The 22,810-nt window shown below is 70.5% G+C and carries 21 protein-coding genes and 2 rRNA genes; 19 read left to right on the top strand and 4 right to left on the bottom strand.

All coding sequences use genetic code 11. The annotated features are described in order from the left end of the window. The 7 genes from ACTWP9_RS03205 to ACTWP9_RS03175 all read left to right on the top strand — a co-directional run. Positions 1 to 97, top strand: a 23S ribosomal RNA gene (locus ACTWP9_RS03205); the annotation flags it as partial. A gap of 98 nt (positions 98 to 195) precedes the next feature. After that, a 5S ribosomal RNA gene (gene rrf, locus ACTWP9_RS03200) occupies positions 196 to 312 on the top strand. 78 nt (positions 313 to 390) lie between these two features. Next, the gene (locus ACTWP9_RS03195; protein WP_443244357.1) at positions 391 to 1,569 is read left to right on the top strand and encodes an acetoin utilization protein AcuC; all 1,179 of its coding nucleotides are present in this window, start codon (positions 391 to 393) and stop codon (positions 1,567 to 1,569) included. Between the two features lie 885 nt (positions 1,570 to 2,454). Beyond that, on the top strand, positions 2,455 to 2,664 hold the full coding sequence (locus tag ACTWP9_RS03190) for a helix-turn-helix domain-containing protein (protein ID WP_157846443.1): 210 nt from the start codon (positions 2,455 to 2,457) through the stop codon (positions 2,662 to 2,664). 186 nt (positions 2,665 to 2,850) lie between these two features. Further along, the gene (locus ACTWP9_RS03185) at positions 2,851 to 2,949 is read left to right on the top strand and encodes a 30S ribosomal protein bS22 (protein WP_003948845.1); all 99 of its coding nucleotides are present in this window, start codon (positions 2,851 to 2,853) and stop codon (positions 2,947 to 2,949) included. A 128-nt stretch (positions 2,950 to 3,077) separates the two neighbouring features. Further along, positions 3,078 to 4,175: an NAD-dependent epimerase/dehydratase family protein gene (locus ACTWP9_RS03180; protein WP_443244356.1), complete on the top strand. Its 1,098-nt coding sequence runs from the start codon at positions 3,078 to 3,080 to the stop codon at positions 4,173 to 4,175. Next, complete coding sequence (locus tag ACTWP9_RS03175; RefSeq protein ID WP_443244355.1) at positions 4,168 to 5,424, top strand: lysophospholipid acyltransferase family protein; 1,257 nt, start codon at positions 4,168 to 4,170, stop codon at positions 5,422 to 5,424. The genes ACTWP9_RS03180 and ACTWP9_RS03175 overlap by 8 nt, the downstream gene beginning before the upstream one ends. Positions 5,425 to 5,520: 96 nt before the next feature. Here ACTWP9_RS03175 and ACTWP9_RS03170 read toward each other — a convergent pair whose 3' ends face one another. The 3 genes from ACTWP9_RS03170 to ACTWP9_RS03160 form a co-directional block, all read right to left on the bottom strand. Further along, positions 5,521 to 6,873: a DUF5667 domain-containing protein gene (locus tag ACTWP9_RS03170; protein ID WP_443244354.1), complete on the bottom strand. Its 1,353-nt coding sequence runs from the start codon at positions 6,871 to 6,873 to the stop codon at positions 5,521 to 5,523. Positions 6,874 to 7,088: 215 nt separating this feature from the next. Next, positions 7,089 to 8,087, bottom strand: coding sequence for an ECF subfamily RNA polymerase sigma factor, BldN family (locus tag ACTWP9_RS03165; RefSeq protein ID WP_443244353.1), 999 nt, complete (start codon positions 8,085 to 8,087; stop codon positions 7,089 to 7,091). 380 nt (positions 8,088 to 8,467) lie between these two features. Continuing rightward, positions 8,468 to 9,415 (bottom strand): HAD family hydrolase, encoded by a 948-nt coding sequence (locus ACTWP9_RS03160; protein WP_443244352.1) that lies wholly within the window; start codon positions 9,413 to 9,415, stop codon positions 8,468 to 8,470. A gap of 168 nt (positions 9,416 to 9,583) precedes the next feature. On the opposite strand from ACTWP9_RS03160, the gene ACTWP9_RS03155 reads away from it, so the two are divergent. From ACTWP9_RS03155 to ACTWP9_RS03100, 12 genes are all read left to right on the top strand, one after another. Continuing rightward, on the top strand, positions 9,584 to 9,820 hold the full coding sequence (locus tag ACTWP9_RS03155; RefSeq protein WP_443244351.1) for a glutaredoxin family protein: 237 nt from the start codon (positions 9,584 to 9,586) through the stop codon (positions 9,818 to 9,820). A gap of 344 nt (positions 9,821 to 10,164) precedes the next feature. Beyond that, entirely contained in the window at positions 10,165 to 10,938 is a 774-nt protein-coding gene (locus tag ACTWP9_RS03150; protein WP_443244350.1) for a redox-sensing transcriptional repressor Rex, read from the top strand. Further along, positions 10,935 to 12,263, top strand: a complete 1,329-nt coding sequence (locus tag ACTWP9_RS03145; protein ID WP_443244349.1) for a glutamyl-tRNA reductase — start codon at positions 10,935 to 10,937, stop codon at positions 12,261 to 12,263. Before ACTWP9_RS03150 ends, ACTWP9_RS03145 begins: the two co-directional genes overlap by 4 nt. Next, complete coding sequence (gene hemC, locus ACTWP9_RS03140; protein ID WP_443244348.1) at positions 12,260 to 13,261, top strand: hydroxymethylbilane synthase; 1,002 nt, start codon at positions 12,260 to 12,262, stop codon at positions 13,259 to 13,261. The genes ACTWP9_RS03145 and hemC overlap by 4 nt, the downstream gene beginning before the upstream one ends. A 101-nt stretch (positions 13,262 to 13,362) precedes the next feature. Further along, positions 13,363 to 15,000, top strand: a complete 1,638-nt coding sequence (locus ACTWP9_RS03135) for a uroporphyrinogen-III synthase (RefSeq protein ID WP_443244401.1) — start codon at positions 13,363 to 13,365, stop codon at positions 14,998 to 15,000. After that, the gene (gene hemB / locus ACTWP9_RS03130; RefSeq protein ID WP_443244347.1) at positions 14,997 to 16,040 is read left to right on the top strand and encodes a porphobilinogen synthase; all 1,044 of its coding nucleotides are present in this window, start codon (positions 14,997 to 14,999) and stop codon (positions 16,038 to 16,040) included. Before ACTWP9_RS03135 ends, hemB begins: the two co-directional genes overlap by 4 nt. Positions 16,041 to 16,338: 298 nt before the next feature. Beyond that, positions 16,339 to 16,695: a cupin domain-containing protein gene (locus ACTWP9_RS03125; RefSeq protein ID WP_443244346.1), complete on the top strand. Its 357-nt coding sequence runs from the start codon at positions 16,339 to 16,341 to the stop codon at positions 16,693 to 16,695. Between the two features lie 219 nt (positions 16,696 to 16,914). Then, complete coding sequence (locus tag ACTWP9_RS03120) at positions 16,915 to 18,978, top strand: ATP-binding protein (protein WP_443244345.1); 2,064 nt, start codon at positions 16,915 to 16,917, stop codon at positions 18,976 to 18,978. Positions 18,979 to 18,993: 15 nt separating this feature from the next. Continuing rightward, positions 18,994 to 19,413: a roadblock/LC7 domain-containing protein gene (locus ACTWP9_RS03115; RefSeq protein WP_443244344.1), complete on the top strand. Its 420-nt coding sequence runs from the start codon at positions 18,994 to 18,996 to the stop codon at positions 19,411 to 19,413. Beyond that, positions 19,410 to 19,814, top strand: a complete 405-nt coding sequence (locus tag ACTWP9_RS03110; protein WP_443244343.1) for a DUF742 domain-containing protein — start codon at positions 19,410 to 19,412, stop codon at positions 19,812 to 19,814. The genes ACTWP9_RS03115 and ACTWP9_RS03110 overlap by 4 nt, the downstream gene beginning before the upstream one ends. Then, the gene (locus tag ACTWP9_RS03105; RefSeq protein ID WP_443244342.1) at positions 19,792 to 20,418 is read left to right on the top strand and encodes a GTP-binding protein; all 627 of its coding nucleotides are present in this window, start codon (positions 19,792 to 19,794) and stop codon (positions 20,416 to 20,418) included. The genes ACTWP9_RS03110 and ACTWP9_RS03105 overlap by 23 nt, the downstream gene beginning before the upstream one ends. Further along, the gene (locus ACTWP9_RS03100; protein WP_443244341.1) at positions 20,399 to 20,965 is read left to right on the top strand and encodes a GAF domain-containing protein; all 567 of its coding nucleotides are present in this window, start codon (positions 20,399 to 20,401) and stop codon (positions 20,963 to 20,965) included. The genes ACTWP9_RS03105 and ACTWP9_RS03100 overlap by 20 nt, the downstream gene beginning before the upstream one ends. Before the next feature lie 18 nt (positions 20,966 to 20,983). Here the strand turns inward: ACTWP9_RS03100 and argS are convergent, their stop codons facing one another. After that, entirely contained in the window at positions 20,984 to 22,771 is a 1,788-nt protein-coding gene (gene argS / locus ACTWP9_RS03095; protein ID WP_443244340.1) for an arginine--tRNA ligase, read from the bottom strand. Positions 22,772 to 22,810 lie beyond the last annotated feature (39 nt).

Below are 22,810 nucleotides of genomic sequence, written 5' to 3'. Positions count from 1 at the left end.
GTAAGGCTCCCTGGAGATGACGGGGTTGATAGGCCGGGTCTGGAAGCACGGTAACGTGTGGAGGTGACCGGTACTAATAGGCCGAGGGCTTGTCCATAGATGCTCGCGTCCACTGTGTTGGTTCTGAAACAACAACCCCCGACACACACCTTTTTATGGGTGGTGTTGCTGGCTGTGTTGTGTGTTTCGCTGTGTTTCGGTGGTCATAGCGTGAGGGAAACGCCCGGTTACATTCCGAACCCGGAAGCTAAGCCTTTCAGCGCCGATGGTACTGCATGCGGGAGCGTGTGGGAGAGTAGGACACCGCCGAACTCTTTGTGAGGAAAGCCCCGTTGGCTGACGCCAACGGGGCTTTTCCATGTCCAGGCACGGCCCGATACGGTGGCGGGCATGAGCGGCCGCGCGCAGTTGATGTGGGATGAGGGTGTCACCGGCTACGACTTCGGCCGTGGCCATCCGATGGACCCGGTACGGCTCGCGCTGACCAAGCGCCTGATCGAGTCACTGGGGGTGGAGCGCAGCCCGGACTTGAGCGTTGTCGCTGCGAAGCCCGTCGGGGATTCGACGCTACGGCTGGTCCACCGCCCCGATTACATCGACGCCGTCCGCCGCGCGTCCCTCGATCCCGCGTCCGCTGAGCAGAGATACGGCCTCGGCACCCCGGACGATCCCGCATTTCCCCGTATGCATGAGGTTTCCGCGCTGATTGCCGGGCAGTCGGTGGGCGGGGCCGAGGCCGTGTGGCAGGGCAAGGCGCAGCATGCTGTGAACTTCGCCGGCGGGCTGCACCATGCGATGCCGCAGAGCGCGTCGGGCTTCTGCGTGTACAACGACCCCGCGCTCGCCATCGCCCGGCTCCTGGAGCTCGGGGCCGAGCGTGTGGCGTACGTCGATCTGGATGTGCACCACGGGGACGGTGTCCAGGACGTGTTCTGGAACGACCCGCGCGTGCTGACCATCTCGCTGCATGAGCACCCGGGTACGCTCTTTCCTGGTACCGGATGGCCGGAGGAGTGCGGTGGCGAGGGCGCGGAGGGCAGCGCGGTGAATGTGGCGCTGCCGCCGGGTACCGGGGACGAGGCATGGCTGCGTGCAGTGTACGCGGTAGTGCCGGAGCTGTTGGGGGCCTTCGAGCCGCAGGTGCTGGTCTCGCAGCACGGTGCAGACACCCATGTCGAGGATCCTTTGGCCCACTTGGCGGTCAGCGTGGACGCACAGCGGCTCGCGGCCGAAGCCGCACACGAGTGGGCTCATACGTACACCGAGGGCCGGTGGCTGGCGACCGGGGGCGGCGGCTATGCGGTCGTCGATGTGGTGCCGCGTACGTGGACGCATCTGGTGGCGATCGCGGCGGGGGCGCCGGTGCCGCGGGAGACCGAAGTGCCTGCCGAGTGGCGGCAGGAGGTCTATGCGCGTACGGGCAGCGCCGGCGCCCCGCAGCGGATGACGGACGGGCGCGAGCCGCGCTGGCGGGACTGGAGCGAGGGGTACGACCCCGCGGACCGGTTGGACCAGGCGGTGCGGGCGACCCGACGGGCGGTGTTCCCGGCGCACGGTCTGTTGCCGTAGCCCGCGGGCCCGGCCGGTTGCCGTAGCCCCGGCTGGTACGCGGTCCCGGCCGGTCGCGCAGCCGGTCGCTGCCGGGTCGGCCTGCCGGTGGGGCGTACGGTGCAATGACGGTATGGGAGCGAACAGTTCCGGGAGGGTTCGGTTGCGGGACGGCCGGTGCGGGGTATCGGCAGTTCCGGGACCGTTTCCGGGCGGATGGCGCTCGGGTTGTGTCAGCGTCGACGACGGCGTGGGTCGCAAGCTGGGTGTCGGCTCGGGGATGTCTCCTGACCGACTCCTGGTCAACTACGCCACATTGGCCTCATCCCTGTCGGCACCGGGATGCCTCGTCCTAGCACTGTCGCAGGGGAGACGTGTCGACATAGCGATGCAATTCGGGGTACGTCAGTGCGGCTTCTCCTACGCAAGAGGGGTCGTGCTGTTCTGCGAAACCAGCGCCCGCCCAGGCCGTTGTGCGCGGGGGCGCGAAGGCGTGCGCCCCTCCTCTCGCCCGGGTGGCGCCGCCCAACGTGGTGGCGCGGGGCAAGCCACCGTCAACCGACCTGCAAGGGGCGATGGTTGAGCCGTCAGTGCAGGTCAGCGCTGTAACGGGGCTACCGGGTCGCCGGGTGCGCAGGGGGCGGCGCTCGGCGCGGGACCGCGGGAGTCAGTCAAGGGGCGAGGGCGCCCGGGCGTTCCGTCGGATGACGCTGCGCAGTCCGACTACTACCGCGCGCTTACTCGCTATGTACTCAATCGAGCGTGTCTGTCACGGTAGGCGGACGATCCCTACTCCTCTTCACCACTTGCATCACGCGCCCCTAATCTGGGGAGGAGCGCACATGCGAGCAGGAGACACCGGAGGGGAAGCCGGTGCCCGACATGTGCGGAAGGTTCAGGTGTGACATGGCTGCTGACGAACGGCCGTTGAACGAGGTCGTGTTTCTGACCGTGGCGGAGGTCGCCGCGGTGATGCGAGTCTCCAAGATGACCGTGTACCGGCTGGTGCACAGCGGTCATCTGCCGGCGATCCGGGTGGGCAGGTCCTTCCGGGTGCCGGAGAAGGCTGTCCATGAGTACCTCGAGGAGTCGTACGTGGGGGTGGAGAGCGCCTAGGCCGATATCGGGTGTGCGCTCGGTCATCGCTGCACCGGAGTCCCGGTGCACCCTCGATTCACGTCCGTTCCCGGGTGGCGGGTAGGGTGGCCCCATGTAGGTCGTGTGGGCTCGGACGCCCCGCACCGAGTATCGAAATGAGTTCGCCCCGCGCTATGCGGGGATGATCCGTGAGCGAGGGTAGTCGTGGGCTCTGTCATCAAGAAGCGGCGTAAGCGGATGGCGAAGAAGAAGCACCGCAAGCTGCTGAAGCGGACGCGAGTGCAGCGTCGCAACAAGAAGTGAGCGAGCGCACCGCACGCCACTGACCGCCGCCTTTCTCTCCGCGCGGGGAGAAAGGCGGCGGTTCTGCTATGGATTCGCGGTGCGGCTCGTACGGGGCGCTGACCGTATCCGGGTGTCAGGGAGGGATCGTGGGCAAGGTCGTGCTCGTCACCGGGGTGGCCAGACCGCTCGGTGGCCGCTTCGTGTGTCGTATCCAGCGAGATCCCGACGTGGACCGGGTGATCGGCGTGGACGCCCAGGCCCCCGCGCACCAGCTGGGCGGCGCGGACTTCGTACAGGCCGACATCCGGCAGCCGGCCATCGGCAAGGTGCTGGCCGAGCACGCAGTCGACACCGTCGTCCATATGGATGTGCACGGCACCCCGCCGACACTGGGGGGCGGCGGGCGCGGCACCGTCAAGGAGACCAACGTCATAGGTGCCATGCAGCTGCTCGGTGCCTGTCAGAAGGCGCCCACTGTCAGTCGTCTGGTGATCAAATCGACGACGAGTGTGTACGGTTCCGCGCCTCGTGACCCCGCCGTCTTCGACGAGGCGACGCCTGTCAGGGACCTGCCGAGCGGGGGCTTCGCCAAGGATGCCGTCGAAGTCGAGGGGTACGTACGCGGATTCGCGCGGCGCCGCCCGGACGTCGCCGTGACCGTGCTGCGCTTCGCCCACATCCTCGGCCCCGCGGCCGAGTCGCCGCTCGCCGCGTACTTCTCGCTGCCCGTACTGCCCACAGTGCTGGGATACGACCCCCGGCTGCAGTTCGTGCACGACGACGATGTGATCGAGGTGCTCCGGCTGGCGGCGGGCGAGCCGCGCCAGGGCACGCTCAACGCCGGTACGTTCAACATCGCCGGAGACGGCGTCCTGCTGCTGTCGCAGTGCGCCCGGCGACTGGGGCGGCCGACGGTGCCCATGCTGTTGCCGGCGATCCGGTGGAGCCGGAGCGCGCTGCGTTCGGTGGGTGCGACGGACTTCTCGCCCGAGCAGATACGGCTGCTCACCCACGGGCGCGTCGTACATACCGCCCACGCGCGCGACGTGCTGGGTTTCACCCCGCGCCGGACGACCGCCCAGACGCTGGATGCCTTCCTACGGGAGCGCGGCCCGGGTCTGCTCCCGCCGCGCAGGCTCGCCGAGGCGGTCGACCGGTTCGCGGCACTGCTGCCGGCAACGCCTGGCCCGGAGGCGTCGAGCGCCACCGCGGCAGGGCCAGAGGAGGTGCGCCAGGATGACTGACGCGAAGGTCATACCCTTCGACGACGACCGGGACCGCTCGCGCGGCTCGGGGGCCTCGTCCGGACGGAGTCCGGGGGACGGCAGCCGCTCCTCCCGTACGGGCCGCTCCGGGGCTCCGAAGCCCCCCGACGCCACCGGTTCCGCCCCGCAGACCGGTTCGGGTTCGGGTCCCGGTCCGGGTTCCGGAGGCGGCTCGGACGCGGGCCGTGGCGGCCGTCGCAGCAGTGGCCGCTCAACCCGGCGCTCCCGGCTGACGACCGTGCCGGAGCAGCAGCCGGACGCGGCCCAGGGCCCAAAGGAGCCGCCGGTACAGGGCGAGCCGGACGGGACGGACGACGCTTCCGGGACGGAGTCCGCACAGCAGCCGGCTGCCGGGGAGCTCTCCGGGCTGCTGGAGCGGGTGCTCGGCACGGACTGGGAGACGCGGGCCTCGCACGGCCTCGCCTTCCTGCGGCGCAGGATCACCGGAGAGTACGAGGTCGACGACTTCGGCTACGACCAGGAGCTGACCGACCAGGTCCTGATGACGCTGCTGCGCCCGGTCTTCGAGAAGTACTTCCGGGTCGAGGTGCGCGGGGTGGAGAACATACCCGCGGACGGCGCCGCGCTCGTGGTCGCCAACCACTCCGGGACCCTGCCGCTGGACGGGCTGATGCTGCAGGTCGCCGTGCACGACCAGCATCCGGCCGACCGCCATCTGCGGCTGCTCGGCGCGGACCTGGTGTTCGTACTGCCGCTCGTCAACACGCTGGCGCGCAAGGCCGGGCACACGCTCGCCTGCGGGGAGGACGCCCAGACGCTGCTGGAGCGGGGCGAGGTCGTCGGGGTGATGCCGGAGGGCTTCAAGGGGCTGGGCAAGCCCTTCGCGGACCGCTACAAGCTCCAGCGGTTCGGGAGGGGCGGCTTCGTCTCCACGGCCCTGCGCGCGGGCGCGCCGATCGTGCCGTGCTCGATAGTGGGCGCCGAGGAGATCTATCCGATGGTCGGCAACTCCCGTACTCTCGCGCGGCTGCTCGGCTTCCCGTACTTCCCCCTCACGCCCACCTTCCCCTGGCTCGGCCCGCTTGGTGCGGTGCCGCTGCCGACGAAGTGGACGATCCAGTTCGGCGAGCCGATACCCACCGACGGCTATCCGCCGGAGGCCGCGGAGGATCCGATGCTGATGTTCAACCTCACCGACCAGGTGAGGGAAACGATTCAGCACACGCTCTACAAACTGCTGGTGCGGCGGCGGTCGGTCTTTTTCTGAGCGTTTCCGAGTGTTTCGTCCCAGCGCTGCTTCCGCGCGCTTTCGTGAACGCTGCAAAACCGATCGCCGCCGCACCTGCCCGATGTGCTGCCGCGGCTAGCTGCCGTTGCCGCCCAGGCCGAGGCGGGGCAGGACATCCGGGACGAGGGGAGGCAGGGTCACCTCGGGCGCGCCGCCGGGTGTGGACGGGCTGCCCGAATTGCTGCCGGAGTGGGACGGGCTGTCCTCTCTGCCCTGGTTCTCGGACGGTTCGAGCAGTCCGCCGCCGAGCAGCCCCTCGCTCTCGCGCTGCGAGTCCGAGGGCGACGGCTCCTCGCTGCCATCGGCCTGCCGCCCCGCGATGTCGTCGGTGGACGGAGAGCTCGGTGAAGTGGAGGGCTGCTCCTCGCCCGTGCGGTCGCCGGTGCCCGGCTCGCGTTCGGGCGTGGCGTCCTCCCGTTCCTTGGGGAGGAGCGAGCGCAGCGGGCTCACGTCCTGGTCTATGGCGTCGAAGACGGAGCTGACCTCGTCGCTCACATCGTGCAGCTGCATCGGCAGCCGGTCACGCAGCCGGGTCCAGCCCGCGCGGTGGTTCTTGGAGAACGTGGACAGCGACCGGATCGGCGCCAGATCGCCGTTCCGCTGGTAGGCGGCGCTCAGCAGCCGGTGCCCCTCGGAGGCGTCGTGCCGCATCCCGGAGAGGGTCTTGCGGACCTCGGCGAGCGCCTCATGGTCCAGCTCGCCGGAGCGGTCGCGCTCCATCAGGCGGCGGGCCTCGGCCAGCCGTGTGGAGGCGTGGTTCAGCAGGAGGCTGCCGCGGTCGGCGTCGTCTCCCGCAAGGTCGAGTTGGAGGTCCTCCATACCGCGCTTGAGGCCGTAGAGCGAGTCGCCGGGCAGGGCGTCCGTGCTGGCCGCCGTGGCGCCGCCGAAGGCGCTGGCCGCGACCCCGACGCTCAGCCCGCCGGCTGCGAGGCCCTTGCCCAGCCGGGATTTGGGCCGCAGCTTGCTCAGCGGTCCGAGGCCGGGTGCGCGGTGTGCGCCGCCCCGGCTGCGGGAGCCGTAACGGGCGTCGCGCTGTTCGGGGAAGCGTGCGCCGTGTGCTGCCGTCTCGCCTTCCGCGAAGGCGGCCTCCATGGCGGCGATCAGCTGGGCCCGCTGCACCGTCTTGACCTCGGGGGCCAACTCCGGTTTGGGGAGCCCGCCCAGCGAGTCCGCCAGGGACAGCAGCGACCGGTCCGAACCGCCGGCCCGGTGGCTGTGCGGTGTGTCCGTCGGCGGTGCCTCTTCGCCCCTCCCCGCCCCTGGGGGCCCCTCCTGGGGGAGGTAGCTGGGGGACTTCGGCCGGGAGGTACTCCCGACCGGGGACCCCTCGGGCCCTGCATCGGCCGCCGCGCCCGCGTCGCGCTCCTGCTCGTCCAGGGCTTGGGCGAAGGCGATGGCCCGTCGGCTCGTCGGCACGGATCCGATCACCGGCGGCACCTCCTCTCGTCAGCACGGTCGGCTCCCCGGCACACAGCCATGAGCGTGGCCGACCGCGCTCACTCAGGGGCGAGTGCGGCCCGGGCCGCGGCTACGGGGAGTCTGCAACCCCGACAACGAGCGCAAGCCACTCGGGTTACGGAGTCGGATGTCACGATGATGTGACCGGTGCGAGGGTCGATGGCCGACAGTCGACGGTCGGGTGCTCAGCGCGCGTCGTCGGGGAGGAGTCTGGCCAGGGTGCGGACGGCGCGGTACTGGAGCGTCTTGATGGCGCCCTCGTTCTTGCCCATCACCCGGGCCGTTTCGGCCACGGAGAGCCCTTGGAGAAATCGGAGCGTTACGCACTCCTGCTGTTGGGGGTTGAGCTTACGTACGGCCTCCAGCAGGGCGGCGTTGGAGAGGGATTCAAGGACCGACTCCTCCGGGGAGCGTTCGACCTCGTTGGCGTCGAGCATCTCGCCGGTGGTCACTTCGAGGCGGAAGCGGCTCGACTTGAAGTGATCGGCGACGAGATTACGGGCGATGGTCACCAGCCAGGCCCCGAAGTCGCGGCCCTGCCAGGTGAAGGTTCCGATGCGGCGGAGGGCGCGCAGAAAAGTCTCACTGGTCAGGTCCTCGGCGGTCGCCCGGCCGCCGACACGGTAGTAGATGTAGCGGTAGACGGTGTCGCTGTACTGGTCGTACAACCTGCCGAACGCCTCGGCCTCGCCGTCCTGGGCGCGTTCGACCAGGTCCATCATGCGGCGGCTGTCGGTGTCGGAGGCGGCGGGGCGCCGTGCGGCCGCTCCGGTGCCGCGGGCGCGCCTGCCGCTCGCGGTGGAGGCCCGGGACGCGGTCGCCGTGTTCGAGCGGGCGGCCGAAGAGGCGGACGAGGAGGCGGACGAGGAGGCGGCGGACGTGGCGGACGCAGCGGTGCGTGCGGCGGTAGGCGTGGTCGTGGAGGAGGAGGTACGGGACGATGCCGCCGGGGACGTGGCGGAGGCGGCCGGTCCGGCCGCGGTGGTCATGGCGCGGGCAGCGCGGCGGGCGAGGGCATGGCAGGGACCTGCGGGGACAGTTGAGGCCCCTGCGGGGACAGGTGCGGTTGTTGCGGCGAGGGCAGGGACGGCGTACGCGGTGGGGACGAACGCACGCAGTTGGTCGATGACTGTCGTGCGCAGCGTAGCCAGGCCCGAGGCGTCAACCCCGACGTGTGGGTACACGGGACTCCCAGAGGCAGAGCTTCCATCACGTGCAGTGCGGGACCAGTCACCCGGCGTAGGGACGGATGGGTACCGAATTGCGTCTGAGGAGAATAACGCTTCGTACAGGCTGCGCTACACCTAGTTGCCAAAAACGTCGCTTCAGTTCGTTCTGTTATGGATTGGAGCCGTAATCAGGTGCGAATCGAGGACTGTTTTTGATCATTTGCCTGGCTGGATCTGACGCCTGCGTGATGAATTCCGCTCGACCGGGCGGACCGGGACTGCCGACCCCGAGCGCCGGGTAACACTGCTGGATTGCCTCGCCTGCAGCGGCGCGCGGCGGATGTGAAACGCGCACCGCGCGCCCCGGCGGGTGGACGGCCGCCCTTGTGAGGGCCTTAGCGGCGACGGCGCTGGACCGCGGCGGCGGCGACCGCGCCGCCCGCCAGCGCGCCGACACCGGCCGCCGCCGGGATGCCTACCTTGGCCGCCTTGCGGCCCCTGCGGTAGTCCCGCAGTCGCCAGCCCATTTCACGAGCGTGTGCCCGAAGACGGCTGTCAGGATTGATCGCATACGGATAACCGACGAGTGACAGCATCGGGATGTCGTTCGCCGAATCGCTGTACGCGGCGCACCTGTCCAGGTCGAGCCGCTCGGCAGCGGCCAGCGCGCGTACTGCCTCCGCCTTCGCTGGTCCGTGCAGCGGTTCACCGACCAGCCGTCCGGTGTAGATGCCGCCGACCGACTCGGCGACCGTGCCCAGCGCGCCGGTCAGTCCCAGCCGCCGCGCGATGATCGTTGCCGTCTCCACCGGGGCCGCTGTCACCAGCCACACCTTCTGCCCCGCATCCAGGTGTGCCTGCGCGAGCGCGCGGGTGCCCGGCCAGATGCGGCCCGCCATGTACTCGTCGTAGATCTCCTCGCCGATCGCCATCAGCTCGGAGACCCGGTGCCCCTTGACGATGGACAGCGCGCTCTCCCGCGCGTCCTGCATATGGTCGGCGTTCTCGGAGCCGGCGAGCCGGAAGTACGCCTGCTGCCAGGCGAAGCGGGTCAGTTCGCGCTTCCGGAAGAACTTGCGCTTGTAGAGACCGCGGCCGAAGTGGAAGAGGGCGGCGCCCTGCATGACCGTGTTGTCCAGGTCGAAGAAGGCGGCAGCATGTACGTCCCCGGCCACGGGGAACTCCGCTTCCTCCGCCCCCTCGGCGGCTTCGCGCTGCGCCGCCTCGGCCGCCGCCTGCTCCTGCTCCTGCTTCCGCGCCGCCTCCGCGGCGGCCTCGCCTGCGAGCACGCTGCGCGCAGTCGCCGAGCGCTTGCGAGAAGTGAGCCATGCGGGAAGGGCCATGCCCGCGAGCATAGCCAGTCTGTTCGGAGAGTCGGTTGCGCGTGGATTGCCGGGGGTGTGGGGCGGGTGAACGGCTGGGTGGGGGTCCGGACCGGGGAGGGATTGCTGTCGGCGGGGGCGTTGTGTGCGGAGGGGTGGCGGGTGCCTCGGGGGTTGGAGAATGGAGGGATGAAGACTGTGACCCTCATCGGGAAGCCCGGGTGTCATCTGTGTGACGTGGCGCGGGACGTGGTGGTCCGGGTGTGTGACGAAGTGGGCGCCACCTGGGAGGAGAAGGACATCAACCAGGACCAGGAGCTGTACCGCCTCTACTGGGAGCAGATCCCGGTCGTGCTCGTCGACGGCCGGCAGCATGACTTCTGGCGGGTCGACCCCCAACGCCTCCGGAGCGCGCTCACGTCGTGACATAGCGCTGCCAACGCAAATCCGTGCTCGTGCGGTGCGCGCTTCGTGCCCGCTCGAACGCTGCTCAATGGGCGCTCGGGGCGGCCTTGTCCAGTGGGAATGTGGTCAGGGTTCGAGCTGGTTTCGATTAGTATCAAGGGCGTTTTGCCGTCCGGAGGCGTATACGTGAGGAGTGTGGCCGGGTGTCCCCGTTGATGCCTGTGGCGCCGGTCACGTTGGCCGGACAAACCGGACACAATCTTTGTGCACGCGTTCACAAAGGCATAGCCTGGGCGCGACGGAGCGGTCCGGGAGAGTGCCTCACATACGACCGCTCACCGCTTCGCGCAACCGGCAGGAGCACCGTGGCAACTGGCCGAAATCACCGTCCGGCGACGAGTCGGAGCCGAGGAATCCCCGAGGCGACCGTCGCCCGCCTTCCGCTGTATCTGCGGGCACTCACCGCGCTGTCCGAGCGCTCGGTGCCCACGGTCTCCTCGGAGGAGCTGGCCTCCGCGGCGGGCGTGAATTCGGCCAAGCTTCGCAAGGACTTCTCCTACCTCGGCTCGTACGGCACCCGCGGGGTCGGCTACGACGTGGAGTACCTCGTCTACCAGATCTCCCGCGAGCTGGGCCTCACCCAGGACTGGCCGGTCGTCATCGTCGGTATCGGTAACCTCGGCGCCGCCCTTGCCAACTACGGCGGTTTCGCCTCGCGCGGCTTCCGGGTGGCGGCGCTGATCGACGCCGACCCGAGCCTGGCCGGAAAGCCCGTCGCGGGCATCCCCGTGCAGCACACCGACGAGCTGGAAAAGATCATCTCGGACAACGGGGTGTCCATCGGCGTGATCGCCACCCCGGCGGGCGCGGCGCAGCAGGTGTGCGACCGGCTCGTCGCCGCCGGGATCACCTCCATCCTCAACTTCGCGCCGACCGTGCTGTCCGTCCCCGAAGGGGTCGACGTACGCAAGGTCGACCTCTCGATAGAGCTGCAGATCCTCGCCTTCCACGAGCAGCGGAAGGCGGGTGAGAGCGAGGCGGACACGGCACCGCCTGCCGCGCCGCCCGCCGTGGCCGTCGCCAAGCGGCCCCCCGAGTCCGGAAGTGACGGGGACCTGCCCGCCGTGATGCCGGCATGAGTCTGCTCGTCGTCGGCCTGAGCCACCGCAGCGCGCCGGTCAGCGTGCTGGAACGTGCCGCGTTGGCCCCCCAGGCGCGGGGGAAGCTGCTGCAGGACACCGTGGGCGCGGAGCCCGCGGGCGAGGCCGCCGTGCTGTCCACCTGCAACCGGATCGAACTGTATGCGGACGTCGAGAAGTTCCACGCGGGTGTCGCCGAACTCTCGACGCTGCTGGCCCAGCACTGCGGGGTGGAGCTGGACGAGCTCACCCCGTATCTGTACGTGCACTACGAGGACCGGGCCGTGCACCACCTGTTCTCGGTGGCATGCGGGCTCGACTCGATGGTCGTGGGCGAGGGGCAGATCCTCGGCCAGATCAAGGACGCGCTGGCCGTCGCGCAGGAGCAGCACACCGCCGGGCGGCTGCTGAACGATCTGTTCCAGCAGGCGCTGCGGGTGGGCAAGCGAGCCCACTCGGAGACCGGAATCGACAAGGCCGGGCAGTCGTTGGTGACCTTCGGCCTCGAGCAGTTGGCTGCGGGGCGCGATGTCGAGGAGTGGGTGCGCGGGCGCCGGGCGCTGGTGATCGGCGCCGGGTCCATGTCCTCCCTCGCCGCTGTGACGCTGGCGCGCGCAGGTGTGGGCGAACTGGTGATCGTCAACCGGACGTTGGACAGGGCACAGCGGCTCGCGGAGGGCCTGGGTGCCCGTGCGATGCCGATGGGGGCCGTCGCGGAGGAGCTGGCTGCCGCGGACGTCGTCGTCTCCTGCACCGGGGCTGCCGGGCTCGTGCTGACGGCTGCGGATATCGAGGGCGCCCTTGGCGGTCGGGGGGCCGGTGCGGCTGCGGGCACACCGGGGCTGGCCGTTCTCGATCTCGCCATGCCCCGGGACGTCGAGGCCGCTGTGCACCGGATCGACCGGGTGCGGCTCGTGGATATCGAGTCGCTGGCCGATGCCGAGGCGAACGCGCCGATGGCGCAGGACGTCGAGGCGGTTCGCGGCATCGTGGCGGAGGAGGTCGGCGCATTCGGCGCTGCGCAGCGGGCGGCGACGATCACGCCGACCGTCGTGGCGCTGCGCACCATGGCCGCCGATGTCGTCGCCACCGAGATGGCGCGGCTGGAAGGGCGGCTGCACGGGATGGACGACAAACAGCGCGCGGAGATCACGCAGACCGTGCGCCGTGTCGTGGACAAGCTGCTGCACGCGCCGACCGTGCGCGTCAAACAGCTCGCGGGCGAGCCCGGCGGTGCCGGGTACGCGGACGCGCTGCGTGAACTCTTCGACCTCGACCCGCAGGCGGTCGCCGCTGTCAGCAATCCGGAACAGGAGCGGCAATGAACACCGACGCCACAGCCAACCCCCCACTGAGGCTGGGCACCCGCCGCAGCAAGCTCGCGATGGCGCAGTCCGGGCTGGTCGCCGAGGAAGTGCGCAGGGTGACGGGGCGGCCCGTCGAGCTGGTGGAGATCACCACGTACGGGGACATCAGCAAGGAACAGCTCGCGCAGATCGGCGGCACCGGGGTGTTCGTCAACGCGCTGCGGGACGCGCTCTCGCGCGGGGAGATCGACTTCGCGGTGCACTCGCTGAAGGATCTGCCGACCACCCAGCCCGCGGAGTACGTGCTGGCCGCCGTGCCGACCCGGGCCGATGCCCGCGATGTGCTGGTGGGCCGGGACGGGCTGGGGCTGGAGGCACTGGCCAGGGCCGCGGCGCCCGGCACGGCGCGGATCGGTACGGGTTCGCCCCGCCGGATGGCGCAATTGCACGCTTGGGCGCGTACGCTCGGGGTCGAGATCGAGACTGTCCCGATCCGGGGGAATATCGATACGCGGATCGGGTACGTGCGCTCCGGTGAGCTCGACGGCGTCGTGCTCGCCGCCGCGGGTCTCGAGCGCATCGGCCGCCTCGACGAGGAGGCCGCCGAGTTGATCGAGCCCGACCAGGTTCTTCCCGCCCCCGGACAGGGGGCACTGGCCGTCGAGTGCGTGGCGTCCGACACGCACCTGGCCGCACAGCTCGCGGAGCTGGACGACCCGTGTACACGGGCGGCCGTCACCGCTGAGCGAACCCTGCTCGCCGCCTTGGAGGCCGGCTGCAGCGCACCTGTGGGGGCGTTGGCCGACCTGCTTGTCGAGGGGCAGGTTGTCACCGAAATGCGCCTGCGCGGCGTCGTCGGCACCACCGACGGTCGCACGCTGGTGCAGTTGTCCACCACCGGTCCCGCACCGGCGTCCGACGGCGATCTGGCTGCTTTTGAGCGTATGGGCCAGGAACTCGCCGAAGAGATGCTCGCCAAGGGTGCGGCCGGTCTGATGGGGGAGCGAGCACTTTGAGCCCCACCGCCGCCGACAGGTCGCGCGCCGACAAGACGAGCACAGCGCGCGCCGACAAGTCGAGCACTGCACAGAAGACGGCAGTCGCGAACAGACAGCACCTGCACGGTGCACACGGACACGTCACCTTCCTGGGTGCCGGGCCCGGAGACCCGGGACTGCTGACGTTGCGCGCCGTCGAGGCGCTGGGGCAGGCCGACGTGCTGGTCGCCGGCCCACGCGTGTACGACGTCGTACGTGCCCATACCCGGCCAGGTGTGGACACACCGCTGCAAGCCATGGCTGACGAAGCGTCAACTGCCTCCGCAGCGGCCGACGATGCAGCCCTCGACCCGGGCGAGTCTGCCATAGCCGCCGCGCGCGCCGGCAAGCGGGTCGTGCGTGCGGTCGCGGGCGATCCCGGGCTGGACTCGGACGCAGCCCGCGAGATGCTCGCGCTGGCCGCCGAGGGGATTCCGTTCGAGGTCGTACCAGGCGTCGCCGCGGCCGTCGGCGTGCCCGCCTATGCAGGGGTCCCGCTGCGCGATGCGCAGGGCACCGACGTGCGGTTCGTGGACGCGAGTACGGCGGACGACCGATGTTGGACCGAGTTGGGCGTGAGCGATGCGACCGTCGTCGTCTCCACCACCCTGGACCGGGTCACCTCCGCAGCGGGGGAGCTGGTGGCCGCGGGGCGCAAGCCGGACACCCCGCTGACCGTCACGCTCGCCGGGACGACCACCCGGCAGCGCACCTTCACCGCGACGCTCGGCGGGATCACCCAGACCCTCAAGCAGGCCAAGGTGCTGCCCTCGCCGGACGGAGGGCAGCCCGTCATAGCCGTGGTCGGCGAGCGCAGTGCCGCGGCCCAGCGCGACCAGCTGGCCTGGTTCGAGTCCAAGCCGCTGTTCGGCTGGCAGGTCCTCGTACCCCGTACCAAGGAACAGGCGGCCTCCCTCTCCGACCAGCTCCGTTCCTACGGCGCCGTACCCGCCGAGGTGCCGACCATCGCCGTGGAGCCGCCGCGTACCCCGCAGCAGATGGAGCGCGCGGTCAAGGGCCTGGTGACGGGCCGCTACGAGTGGATCGCGTTCACCTCCGTCAACGCCGTCAAGGCGGTCCGCGAGAAGTTCGAGGAGTACGGGCTGGACGCCCGTGCCTTCGCCGGGATCAAGGTCGCGGCCGTCGGCGAGCAGACGGCGAACGCGCTGATCGAGTTCGGCGTCAAGCCCGATCTGGTGCCCAGCGGCGAGCAGTCGGCGGCCGGGCTGCTGGACGACTGGCCGCCCTACGACCCGGTCTTCGACCCGATCGACCGGGTGTTCCTGCCGCGCGCCGACATCGCCACCGAGACGCTGGTGGCCGGCCTGATCGAGCTGGGCTGGGAGGTGGACGACGTGACCGCCTACCGCACGGTGCGCGCCTCGCCGCCGCCCGCCGAGACCCGGGAGGCCATCAAGGGCGGCGGGTTCGACGCCGTACTGTTCACCTCGTCGTCGACCGTGCGGAACCTGGTCGGTATCGCGGGCAAGCCGCACAACGTCACGGTCATCGCCTGTATCGGCCCGGCCACCGCGAAGACCGCGGAGGAACACGGGCTGCGGGTGGATGTCATGTCTCCCGAGCCGTCGGTGCACAAGCTGGCCGAGGCCCTCGCCGACTTCGGCGCCCAGCGGCGCGCCGCGGCCGTGGAGGCAGGTGAACAGGTGAAGCGGCCGAGCGAGAAGCGCCCGGCCAGGAGGAGGGCACGCACATCATGAGCACGCACGGCGGCAGTTCGACCACGTACGGCGGCAGCGCGAGCACGTACGGCAGTTATCCGGCTGCCCGCCCGAGGCGGCTGCGCACCACGGCGGCCATGCGCCGCATGGTGGCCGAGCACCGCACCCGGCCGGCGGACCTGATCCTGCCCGCCTTCGTACGGGAGGGCGTCAGCGAGCCGGTGCCGATCGGTTCGATGCCCGGTGTCGTGCAGCACAGCCGCGACACCCTGCGGAAGGCCGCGGTGGAGGCGGTCGAGGCGGGCGTCGGCGGGCTGATGCTGTTCGGCGTGCCGGACGAGGCGAAGAAGGATGCGCAGGGCAGCGCGGGCACCGACCCGGACGGCATCCTTCAGGTGGCGCTGCGGGACGTGCGGGCCGAGGTCGGCGACGAGCTGGTGCTGATGTCCGATCTGTGCCTGGACGAGTACACCGACCACGGCCACTGCGGGGTACTGACCGCCGACGGGCGCGTGGACAACGACGCGACGCTCGAGCGGTATGCGGAGATGGCCCGCGTCCAGGCCGATGCGGGCGCCCATGTGCTGGGCCCCAGCGGCATGATGGACGGCCAGATCGCGTACGTCCGCGCGGCGCTGGAGGAGTCCGGGCACACGGATGTGGCGATGTTCGCGTACACCGCCAAGTACTCCTCCGCGTTCTACGGGCCGTTCCGGGAGGCCGTCGGCTCCTCGCTCGAGGGCGACCGCAAGACCTACCAGCAGGACCCGGCCAACGCCCGTGAGGCGCTGCGCGAGCTGTCGCTGGATCTCGCCGAGGGCGCGGACATGGTGATGGTCAAGCCCGGGCTGCCGTATCTGGACATCCTGCGGGACTTCGCCGAGCGGGCGGAGATCCCCGTCGGCGTCTACCAGATCTCCGGCGAGTACGCGATGGTCGAGGCAGCCGCCGAGAAGGGGTGGATCGACCGCGAGGCGGCCATCCTGGAGATGCTGACGAGCTTCACCCGCGCCGGGGCGAACATGATCCTCACCTACTGGGCGACGGAGGCCGCAGGGCTGCTGCGCACCCGGCGCTGAACCGGCTGCGAAATGCCGTTAAGGGGCGTCATCCGCTGGGCGGATGGCGCCCTTCCGATTTCTCCCCACTTACCCGCTGTTAACTCCCGCCCCCGTTGTGGCCGGGCGGAAGGATCACTTACGCTCATCCCGCCTTGTTCGAACGGCGCCGGGTGAAATCCGCCTGGCGACCATGCAGTTGACGTCATGTCACCGCACTGTGCTGGGCGGCTTACCCCGCGCGACTTCGACGGCGCACCTCTTCCGTCTCGCGAGTCCCCTTTGTCGCAGCGCCATCGCAGAGAAAGAGGAGCACACCATGACGACCCTCGACCGCCCCGACTTCCATGTGGTCAACACCGTGGCCCTGGGACAGATCGACCCGATCGAGCTCTACCCCGGGGTGACGGCGCAGGTGGTCGACTGGACCAGCCCGGCCGACGGTTCGGGCCCGCTGCCGCGCGAGGCGTACGTACGGTTCGCGCCGGGCTCCGGCTACACCGAGCCCGACCACCACGGCGACAGCAGCGAGATCGTCGTCGTCCTGGAGGGCGAACTCCAGGACGAGGCAGGCGCCTACCCGGTCGGCAGCCGGGTCCGCGGGGCACAGGGCTCCACGCACACCCCGCGCAGCGAGCAGGGCTGCCTGCTGTACGTGTTCTTCCCGCAGCGCTGAGGCTGTGCCGGGCCCGGGCGCTGCTGCCGCGGGCCCGGCAGGCGGGGGCGGGAGCGAGGGGTACGAACCCTCATGAAATGTGTGGCAGTTGTGACGACGCCGCTCTCGGCTCCCGCCGCCGAACCATGATGGCTACACTCGCGATCCTGTGCGGAGAATGAGTGTTCTCTGCCTGCGGAAGCTTTCCTTCCACTCCATCAGAACCGCTTGAGGGAATCGATGCCCGGACCTCCAAGTTCCCCGACGCACACGCTGCGGGAAGCGCCCGTCGCCGTCGGCGCCGCGGGTGCCGCGGGGGATGATGCGGCCCTGCGCCGCCGCCTGGTGCGGCTGGCGTACACGCCCGCGCTCGTCGTGGCACTCGCAGCTGCCGGGGTGGTGACGTATCTGTGGTCCACCTGGGAGCCGGACGACTCCACCGCCGTGCACACCGGCTTCGGCGACGCCGCCTCGCTGAGCGTGCTCGGCGCCGCGCTGGTGGCGGTTGCCGCCGCGCTCGCGGTCGGTGTCCGGAGTGCATCGGCCCAGGCGCGTACGACGTTCGAGCAGTACGCCGTGCTGCGGCGCGCGGCCGAGCACAGCCGGCACCGAATACAGAACCAGCTCCGCAGGCTGGAGGCGGGCGAGTCACCGAGCCCGCCGGCGCCCGGGTACGCCGCGGCGTCCGTTCCGCAAGGCACCGACGGCCCGCTCGAATCTCTCGCCCAGGAACTGGCGCTCACCCAGCGCACCGCCGAGGCGGCGGTGGCCCAGGCGGCGACGCTGAACCGGCCGGCCCGCGAACGGGCCGTGGCCGCAGGCGAGGGCGGCGCGCAGGGGCTTCAGGCCGCCGACCGGGTCGCCGTCTTCGTCAACCTCGCCCGGCGCCTCCAGTCGCTGCTGCACCGCGAGATCAAGGTGCTGGACGAGCTGGAGAACCAGGTCGAGGACCCGGACATCCTCAAGGGCCTCTTCCAGGTCGACCATCTGGCCACCCGCATCCGCCGCTACGCGGAGAACCTGGCGGTGCTGGGCGGCGCCGTCTCCCGGCGCCAGTGGACCAAGCCCGTACCGCTCACCGAGATCCTGCGCTCCTCCGCCGCCGAGGTGGAGCACTACCAGCGCATCAAGCTGGTCCCGCCGATCGAGGGCACCGTACGCGGACAGGCGGTGGCCGACGTCATCCATCTGCTCTCCGAGCTGGTGGAGAACGCCACCGTCTACTCCGCGCCGCAGACCCAGGTGCTGCTGCGCACCAGCCATGTCACCGCCGGGCTCGCCATCGAGGTCGAGGACCGGGGCCTGGGCATGACGGACGACGAACAGCGCCGGATGAACGCCCTGTTGGCCGACCCCGAGGGCGTCGATGTCGCCGAGCTGCTGACGGACGGCCGGATCGGCCTGTACGTGGTCGGCACGCTGGCCCGGCGGCACGGCATCGCCGTACAGCTGCGCAGCAACATCTACGGCGGCATCCAGGCCGTCCTCGTACTGCCCCACACGATGCTGGGCAGCCAAGGGGGCGATCAGGAGGGCGGCAAGGAGAAGTTGGCCGATGCCGCGCCGGGTGCTTCGCCGCCGGCCGTCGCACCGGATCCCGCCGCCGGTGCGCTCGGTGCCCCCGAGCCCACGGTGCGTCTGCAGCGGGGCCGCCATGCCGCGCCCTCGATTCCGGCCACCCCTCCGGACGCGGAGGCTCGCCGCCGTACGGCGGCGGACCGGTCCGACGGCCCTCTCCAGGCGTCCGCCGCCGGACCGGCCGGCCACCCCCACCCACCCGCCGGACCAGAGGCACCCTCCCGTGACCGCGCCGGCCGGCGCCCGGAGATGCCCGGCGGCGGACCGTCCGGACAGCCGCACCCCGGCGGACAGCCGCAGCCCGTTGCGCACTCGCAGCCTGCCGGACAGCCGCAACCGGGCGGGCAGCCGCAGCCCGTTGCGCACTCGCAGCCTGCCGGACAGCCGCAACCGGGCGGGCAGCCGCAGCCCGTTGCGCACTCGCAGCCTGCCGGACAGCCGCAACCCGGTGGACAGCCGCAACCCGGCGGGCAGCCGCAACCGGGCGCCGAGGGGCGGCCCCGGCTGCCTCGGCGGCAGAAGCAGCAGCACATCGTTCCCGAGCTGCGGGACGCGCCGACAGCCCCGCCGGCCGGGGCGGTGGGCGCACCCGAGGAGCAACCCGTCCACAATCCCGGGCTCATGGCCGCCTTTCAGCGCGGGGTCGGCCGCGCCGACGCCGAAGAGCGCGGCGGGACGCCGCCCGTGCCCCCGCCCCCGCACGACGGCGACAGCTCGACCCACTAGGAGGAAAACGCGAACATGATGAGCGAAGCACCCACGCGGCGGACGGCGGCGGACCTTTCCTGGCTGTTGACCGGACTCGTGGAGCGCGTACCCCACGCCCGCAGCGCCCTCCTGCTGTCGGCGGACGGACTGGTCAAGGCCGCGCACGGGCTGGAGCCCGACTCCGCGGACCATATGGCCGCGCTCGCCTCGGGGCTGTACTCGCTGGGGCGCAGTGCGGGGGTGCGCTTCGCCGACGGGGACAGCGTCCGCCAGGTCGTGGTCGAGCTGGACAGTTCGCTGCTGTTCGTCACGACCGCGGGGCAGGGCGCCTGCCTGGCCGTGTTCGCCGGGAGTGAGGCGGACGCGGGAGTGCTGGGGTACGAGATGGCCATGCTGGTCAAGAGCGTCCGTCCGTATCTGGCCACCCCCGCGCGGCAGCCCAGCGGCGAATGACGGCACTCCCAGGGCCCATCGGCCCAGGCTCCGGTGAAGATCCATGGCTGGACGACGACGCGGGACGGCTGGTCCGCCCGTACACCGTCAGTGAGGGGCGTACCAAGCCCTCGGCTCCGCTGGACCTGCTGACCATGGTGCGGGCCACCGGGGTGCCACCGGACGGCTATCTGGGGCCGGAGCACGACCATGTGCTCCGGCTGTGCCGCGGACCGATGTCCGTTGCCGAGATCGCCGCGCACATCCGGCAGCCCGCCACCGTCACCAAGGTGGTGCTGTCCGACCTGGTGGACTGCGGCGCCGTCGCCACCCGAGGGCCCGTGCATTTGCAGGACGGGCCCGATCCGAACGACCGAGAACTGCTGGAGGCGGTGCTGGATGGGCTCCGTAGACGACTCTGACCCCTCATCCTCCGGTCCCGCTGAGACCGCGTCCGACGGCTTTCCGACCGCGCTGAAGATCATCGTGGCGGGGGGCTTCGGGGTCGGCAAGACGACCTTCGTGGGAGCGGTCAGCGAGATCGAGCCGCTGAGTACCGAGGAACTGCTGACTCAGGTGAGTGCGGCCACGGACAGTCTGGAGGGGGTCGAGCAGAAGTCCACCACGACGGTGGCGATGGACTTCGGCCGGATCACCTTCGACAGCGGCTATGTGCTCTACCTCTTCGGCACCCCGGGCCAGGAGCGGTTCTGGTTCATGTGGGACGAGCTGTCGGCCGGGGCGCTGGGTGCGGTGGTGCTCGCCGACACCCGGCGGCTGGAGCACTGCTTCGCCGCCGTGGACTACTTCGAGCGGCGCGGTATCCGTTTCGTGCTGGCCGTCAACGAGTTCGACGACTCCTACCGCTACACCCCCGACGAGGTACGGGCCGCGATCGACCTCGACGAGGGCATCCCCGTGGTGCTGTGCGACGCGCGGAAGTTCGACTCGTCGACCGGGGTTCTCATTTCTCTCATCCAGTACCTGATCGACCCGAGGAGTGCGCATGTCGTCCGCACCGTTTGACCTGACGGCCCGGCTGCTGTTGACCCCGCAGGATCCCGAGGCGCCGGCGAGGGTGGCCCGGCTCAAGGAACTGGGGGTCAGCGACCGGCCGATACCGGAGTTCGACGCGTTCGCCCACGAGCTGGCCCGGGTCACCGACGCGCCCTTCGCGATGGTCAACTTCATCGACGAGGAGCGGCAGTACTTCTCCGGGCTCTACGACTCGACCATCGACCCCGAAAAGGGCCCCGTCGACCCGAACGGCGGCGTGGGCCGGGTGATGGCCCGCGACCACGGCTTCTGTGTGCACGTCGTGGCGCGGCGCACCGCGCTGGTGCTGGAGGACGTCCGTGACTTCGCCCGGTTCGCGGTCAACCCCGTAGCGGACGAGTTCGGGATCACCTCCTATCTGGGAGCGCCGCTGCTGGACCCGTCGGGCATGGCGCTGGGCACGATCTGCGTCATCGACCAGCGGCCACGCCCGTGGGGGCAGCAGGGGCTGCGCACCATCAAGAAGATGGCAGCGGAGCTCCAGCGGGAGATCCTGGGCCAGGGCCAGTCCGGCTGACCTCGGCCGTACCCGGGCTCAGAGCCGCTCGGGCGTGCGGATGCCCAGCAGGGCCAAGCCCTGGTGCAGGACCTCGGCCGTCAGATCGCACAGGAACAGCCGGTTCTCGGTCTGCTCCTTCGTGTCCGCCTTGAGCACCGGGCAGTTCTCGAAGAACCGGCTGTAGAGCGTGGCCAGTTCGTACAGATACGCCGTGACCTTGTGCGGCTCGTACTCGTCAGCCGCGGCCACCAGCGTGTCCGCGAACGCGTCCAGGTGCAGGGCCAGCGCCCGCTCGGCCGGGGCCAGTTCCAGCTCGGGGTGCGGCACCGGCTTCAGCTCGCCCGCCTTGCGGAAGATCGAGCGGACCCGCGCGTAGGCGTACTGCAGATAGACGCTGGTGTCGCCCTGGAGGGAGACCATCCGGTCCAGGTCGAAGACGTAGTCCCGGGTCATCGAGTTGGACAGGTCCGCGTACTTGACCGCGCCGATGCCCACCTGCTTCGCGCGCCGCTGGATCTCCTCCTCGCTGACGGTCCCCTCGCCGGTGGCGGCCTTCTCGCGTACGACGGCCGCCGCGCGCTCGACCGCCTCGTCCAGCAGGTCCACCAGCCGCACCGTCTCGCCCTCACGGGTCTTGAACGGCTTGCCGTCCTTGCCCAGCACGGTGCCGAACGGCAGCTGTCGGGCGGCGCCCTCGGGCAGCCAGCCCGCGCGCTGCGCCGTCTCGAAAACCATCCGGAAGTGCAGCGACTGCCGGGCGTCCACCACATACAGCAGGGTGTCGGCCTTCAGCTCGCCGACGCGGTTGCGGATGGCGGCCAGGTCGGTGGCGGCGTAGCCGAAACCGCCGTTGGACTTCTGCACGATCAGCGGCGTGGGGGTGCCGTCCGGGCCCTTGACGTCCTCGAAGAACACGCACAGCGCGCCCTCGGAGCGGACGGCGACGCCGGACTCCTCCAGATCCTTGACGACCTGCTGAAGGTCGTCGTTGTAGGCGCTCTCGCCGACGATGTCCGCGTCCCGGATCTCCACGTCCAGCTCGTCGTAGACGCCCTGGAAGTACGTCTTCGACTCGTCGACGATCTTGTGCCAGAGGGTCAGCGTCTCCGGGTCGCCGCTCTGCAGCGCCGGCACCCGGTCCCGGGCCCGGGACTTGAAGCCCTCGTCGGAGTCGAAGAGGGCACGCGAGGACTTGTAGAGCCGGTTGAGCCGGGCCATCGCGGCCTCGCCCGCGTCCTTGGCGCCCGCCGCGTCCGACTCGTGGTCCAGCTCGTGCGGATGCTCGATCAGATACTGGATGAGCATGCCGAAGTTGGTGCCCCAGTCGCCGATGTGGTGGCGCCGGACGACCGTCTCGCCGCGGTGCTCCAGCAGGTGCACGATCGCGTCACCGATCACCGTCGAGCGCAGATGCCCGACGTGCATCTCCTTGGCGACGTTCGGCTGCGAGTAGTCGATCACCGTCGTGCCCGGGTTGTCCTTGTACGGGACGCCCAGGCGCTCGTCCTGCCGCCGCGCCGTCAGGTTCTCCATGATCGCCTTGTCGGCGACGGTGATGTTGAGGAAGCCGGGGCCCGAGACCTCGATGTTCGCGATCACCGCGTTCTCGATCTGCGTCGGCAGCGCCTCGGTGACCTTGGCGGCCAGCTCCCGCGGGTTGCCCTTGAGCTGCTTGGCCAGCGCGAGCATTCCGTTGGCCTGGAAGTCCGCCCGGTCGCTGCGTCGCAGCAGCGGGTCGGCGGAGGCGGCCTCCGGCAGTGCAGCCGAGAGGGCGTCCGAGACGCGCTGGTGGACCGTAGCGGCGAGGGAGGGGACCGTAGCCATGGAGTGCTGACCGTTCCGTCGGGGTGTCTGGATTCGAGG

The organism is Streptomyces sp. 3N207 (assembly GCF_052246355.1).
Classification (GTDB): Bacteria; Actinomycetota; Actinomycetes; order Streptomycetales; family Streptomycetaceae; genus Streptomyces.
Note: the sequence above shows the minus strand (reverse complement) of the source record. Positions and strands in the feature narration are given on the sequence as shown.

Excerpts from the sequence above, each read along its gene's own strand:
- ACTWP9_RS03145 (WP_443244349.1), top strand. The coding sequence starts at position 10,935 with ATGAGTCTGCTCGTCGTCGGCCTGAGCCACCGCAGCGCGCCGGTCAGC.
- ACTWP9_RS03155 (WP_443244351.1), top strand. The coding sequence starts at position 9,584 with ATGAAGACTGTGACCCTCATCGGGAAGCCCGGGTGTCATCTGTGTGAC.
- ACTWP9_RS03115 (WP_443244344.1), top strand. The coding sequence starts at position 18,994 with ATGATGAGCGAAGCACCCACGCGGCGGACGGCGGCGGACCTTTCCTGG.
- hemB (WP_443244347.1), top strand. The coding sequence starts at position 14,997 with ATGAGCACGCACGGCGGCAGTTCGACCACGTACGGCGGCAGCGCGAGC.
- ACTWP9_RS03175 (WP_443244355.1), top strand. The coding sequence starts at position 4,168 with ATGACTGACGCGAAGGTCATACCCTTCGACGACGACCGGGACCGCTCG.
- ACTWP9_RS03100 (WP_443244341.1), top strand. The coding sequence starts at position 20,399 with ATGTCGTCCGCACCGTTTGACCTGACGGCCCGGCTGCTGTTGACCCCG.
- ACTWP9_RS03125 (WP_443244346.1), top strand. The coding sequence starts at position 16,339 with ATGACGACCCTCGACCGCCCCGACTTCCATGTGGTCAACACCGTGGCC.
- hemC (WP_443244348.1), top strand. The coding sequence starts at position 12,260 with ATGAACACCGACGCCACAGCCAACCCCCCACTGAGGCTGGGCACCCGC.
- argS (WP_443244340.1), bottom strand. The coding sequence starts at position 22,771 with ATGGCTACGGTCCCCTCCCTCGCCGCTACGGTCCACCAGCGCGTCTCG.
- ACTWP9_RS03190 (WP_157846443.1), top strand. The coding sequence starts at position 2,455 with ATGGCTGCTGACGAACGGCCGTTGAACGAGGTCGTGTTTCTGACCGTG.
- ACTWP9_RS03120 (WP_443244345.1), top strand. The coding sequence starts at position 16,915 with ATGCCCGGACCTCCAAGTTCCCCGACGCACACGCTGCGGGAAGCGCCC.
- ACTWP9_RS03195 (WP_443244357.1), top strand. The coding sequence starts at position 391 with ATGAGCGGCCGCGCGCAGTTGATGTGGGATGAGGGTGTCACCGGCTAC.
- ACTWP9_RS03105 (WP_443244342.1), top strand. The coding sequence starts at position 19,792 with ATGGGCTCCGTAGACGACTCTGACCCCTCATCCTCCGGTCCCGCTGAG.
- ACTWP9_RS03110 (WP_443244343.1), top strand. The coding sequence starts at position 19,410 with ATGACGGCACTCCCAGGGCCCATCGGCCCAGGCTCCGGTGAAGATCCA.
- ACTWP9_RS03160 (WP_443244352.1), bottom strand. The coding sequence starts at position 9,415 with ATGGCCCTTCCCGCATGGCTCACTTCTCGCAAGCGCTCGGCGACTGCG.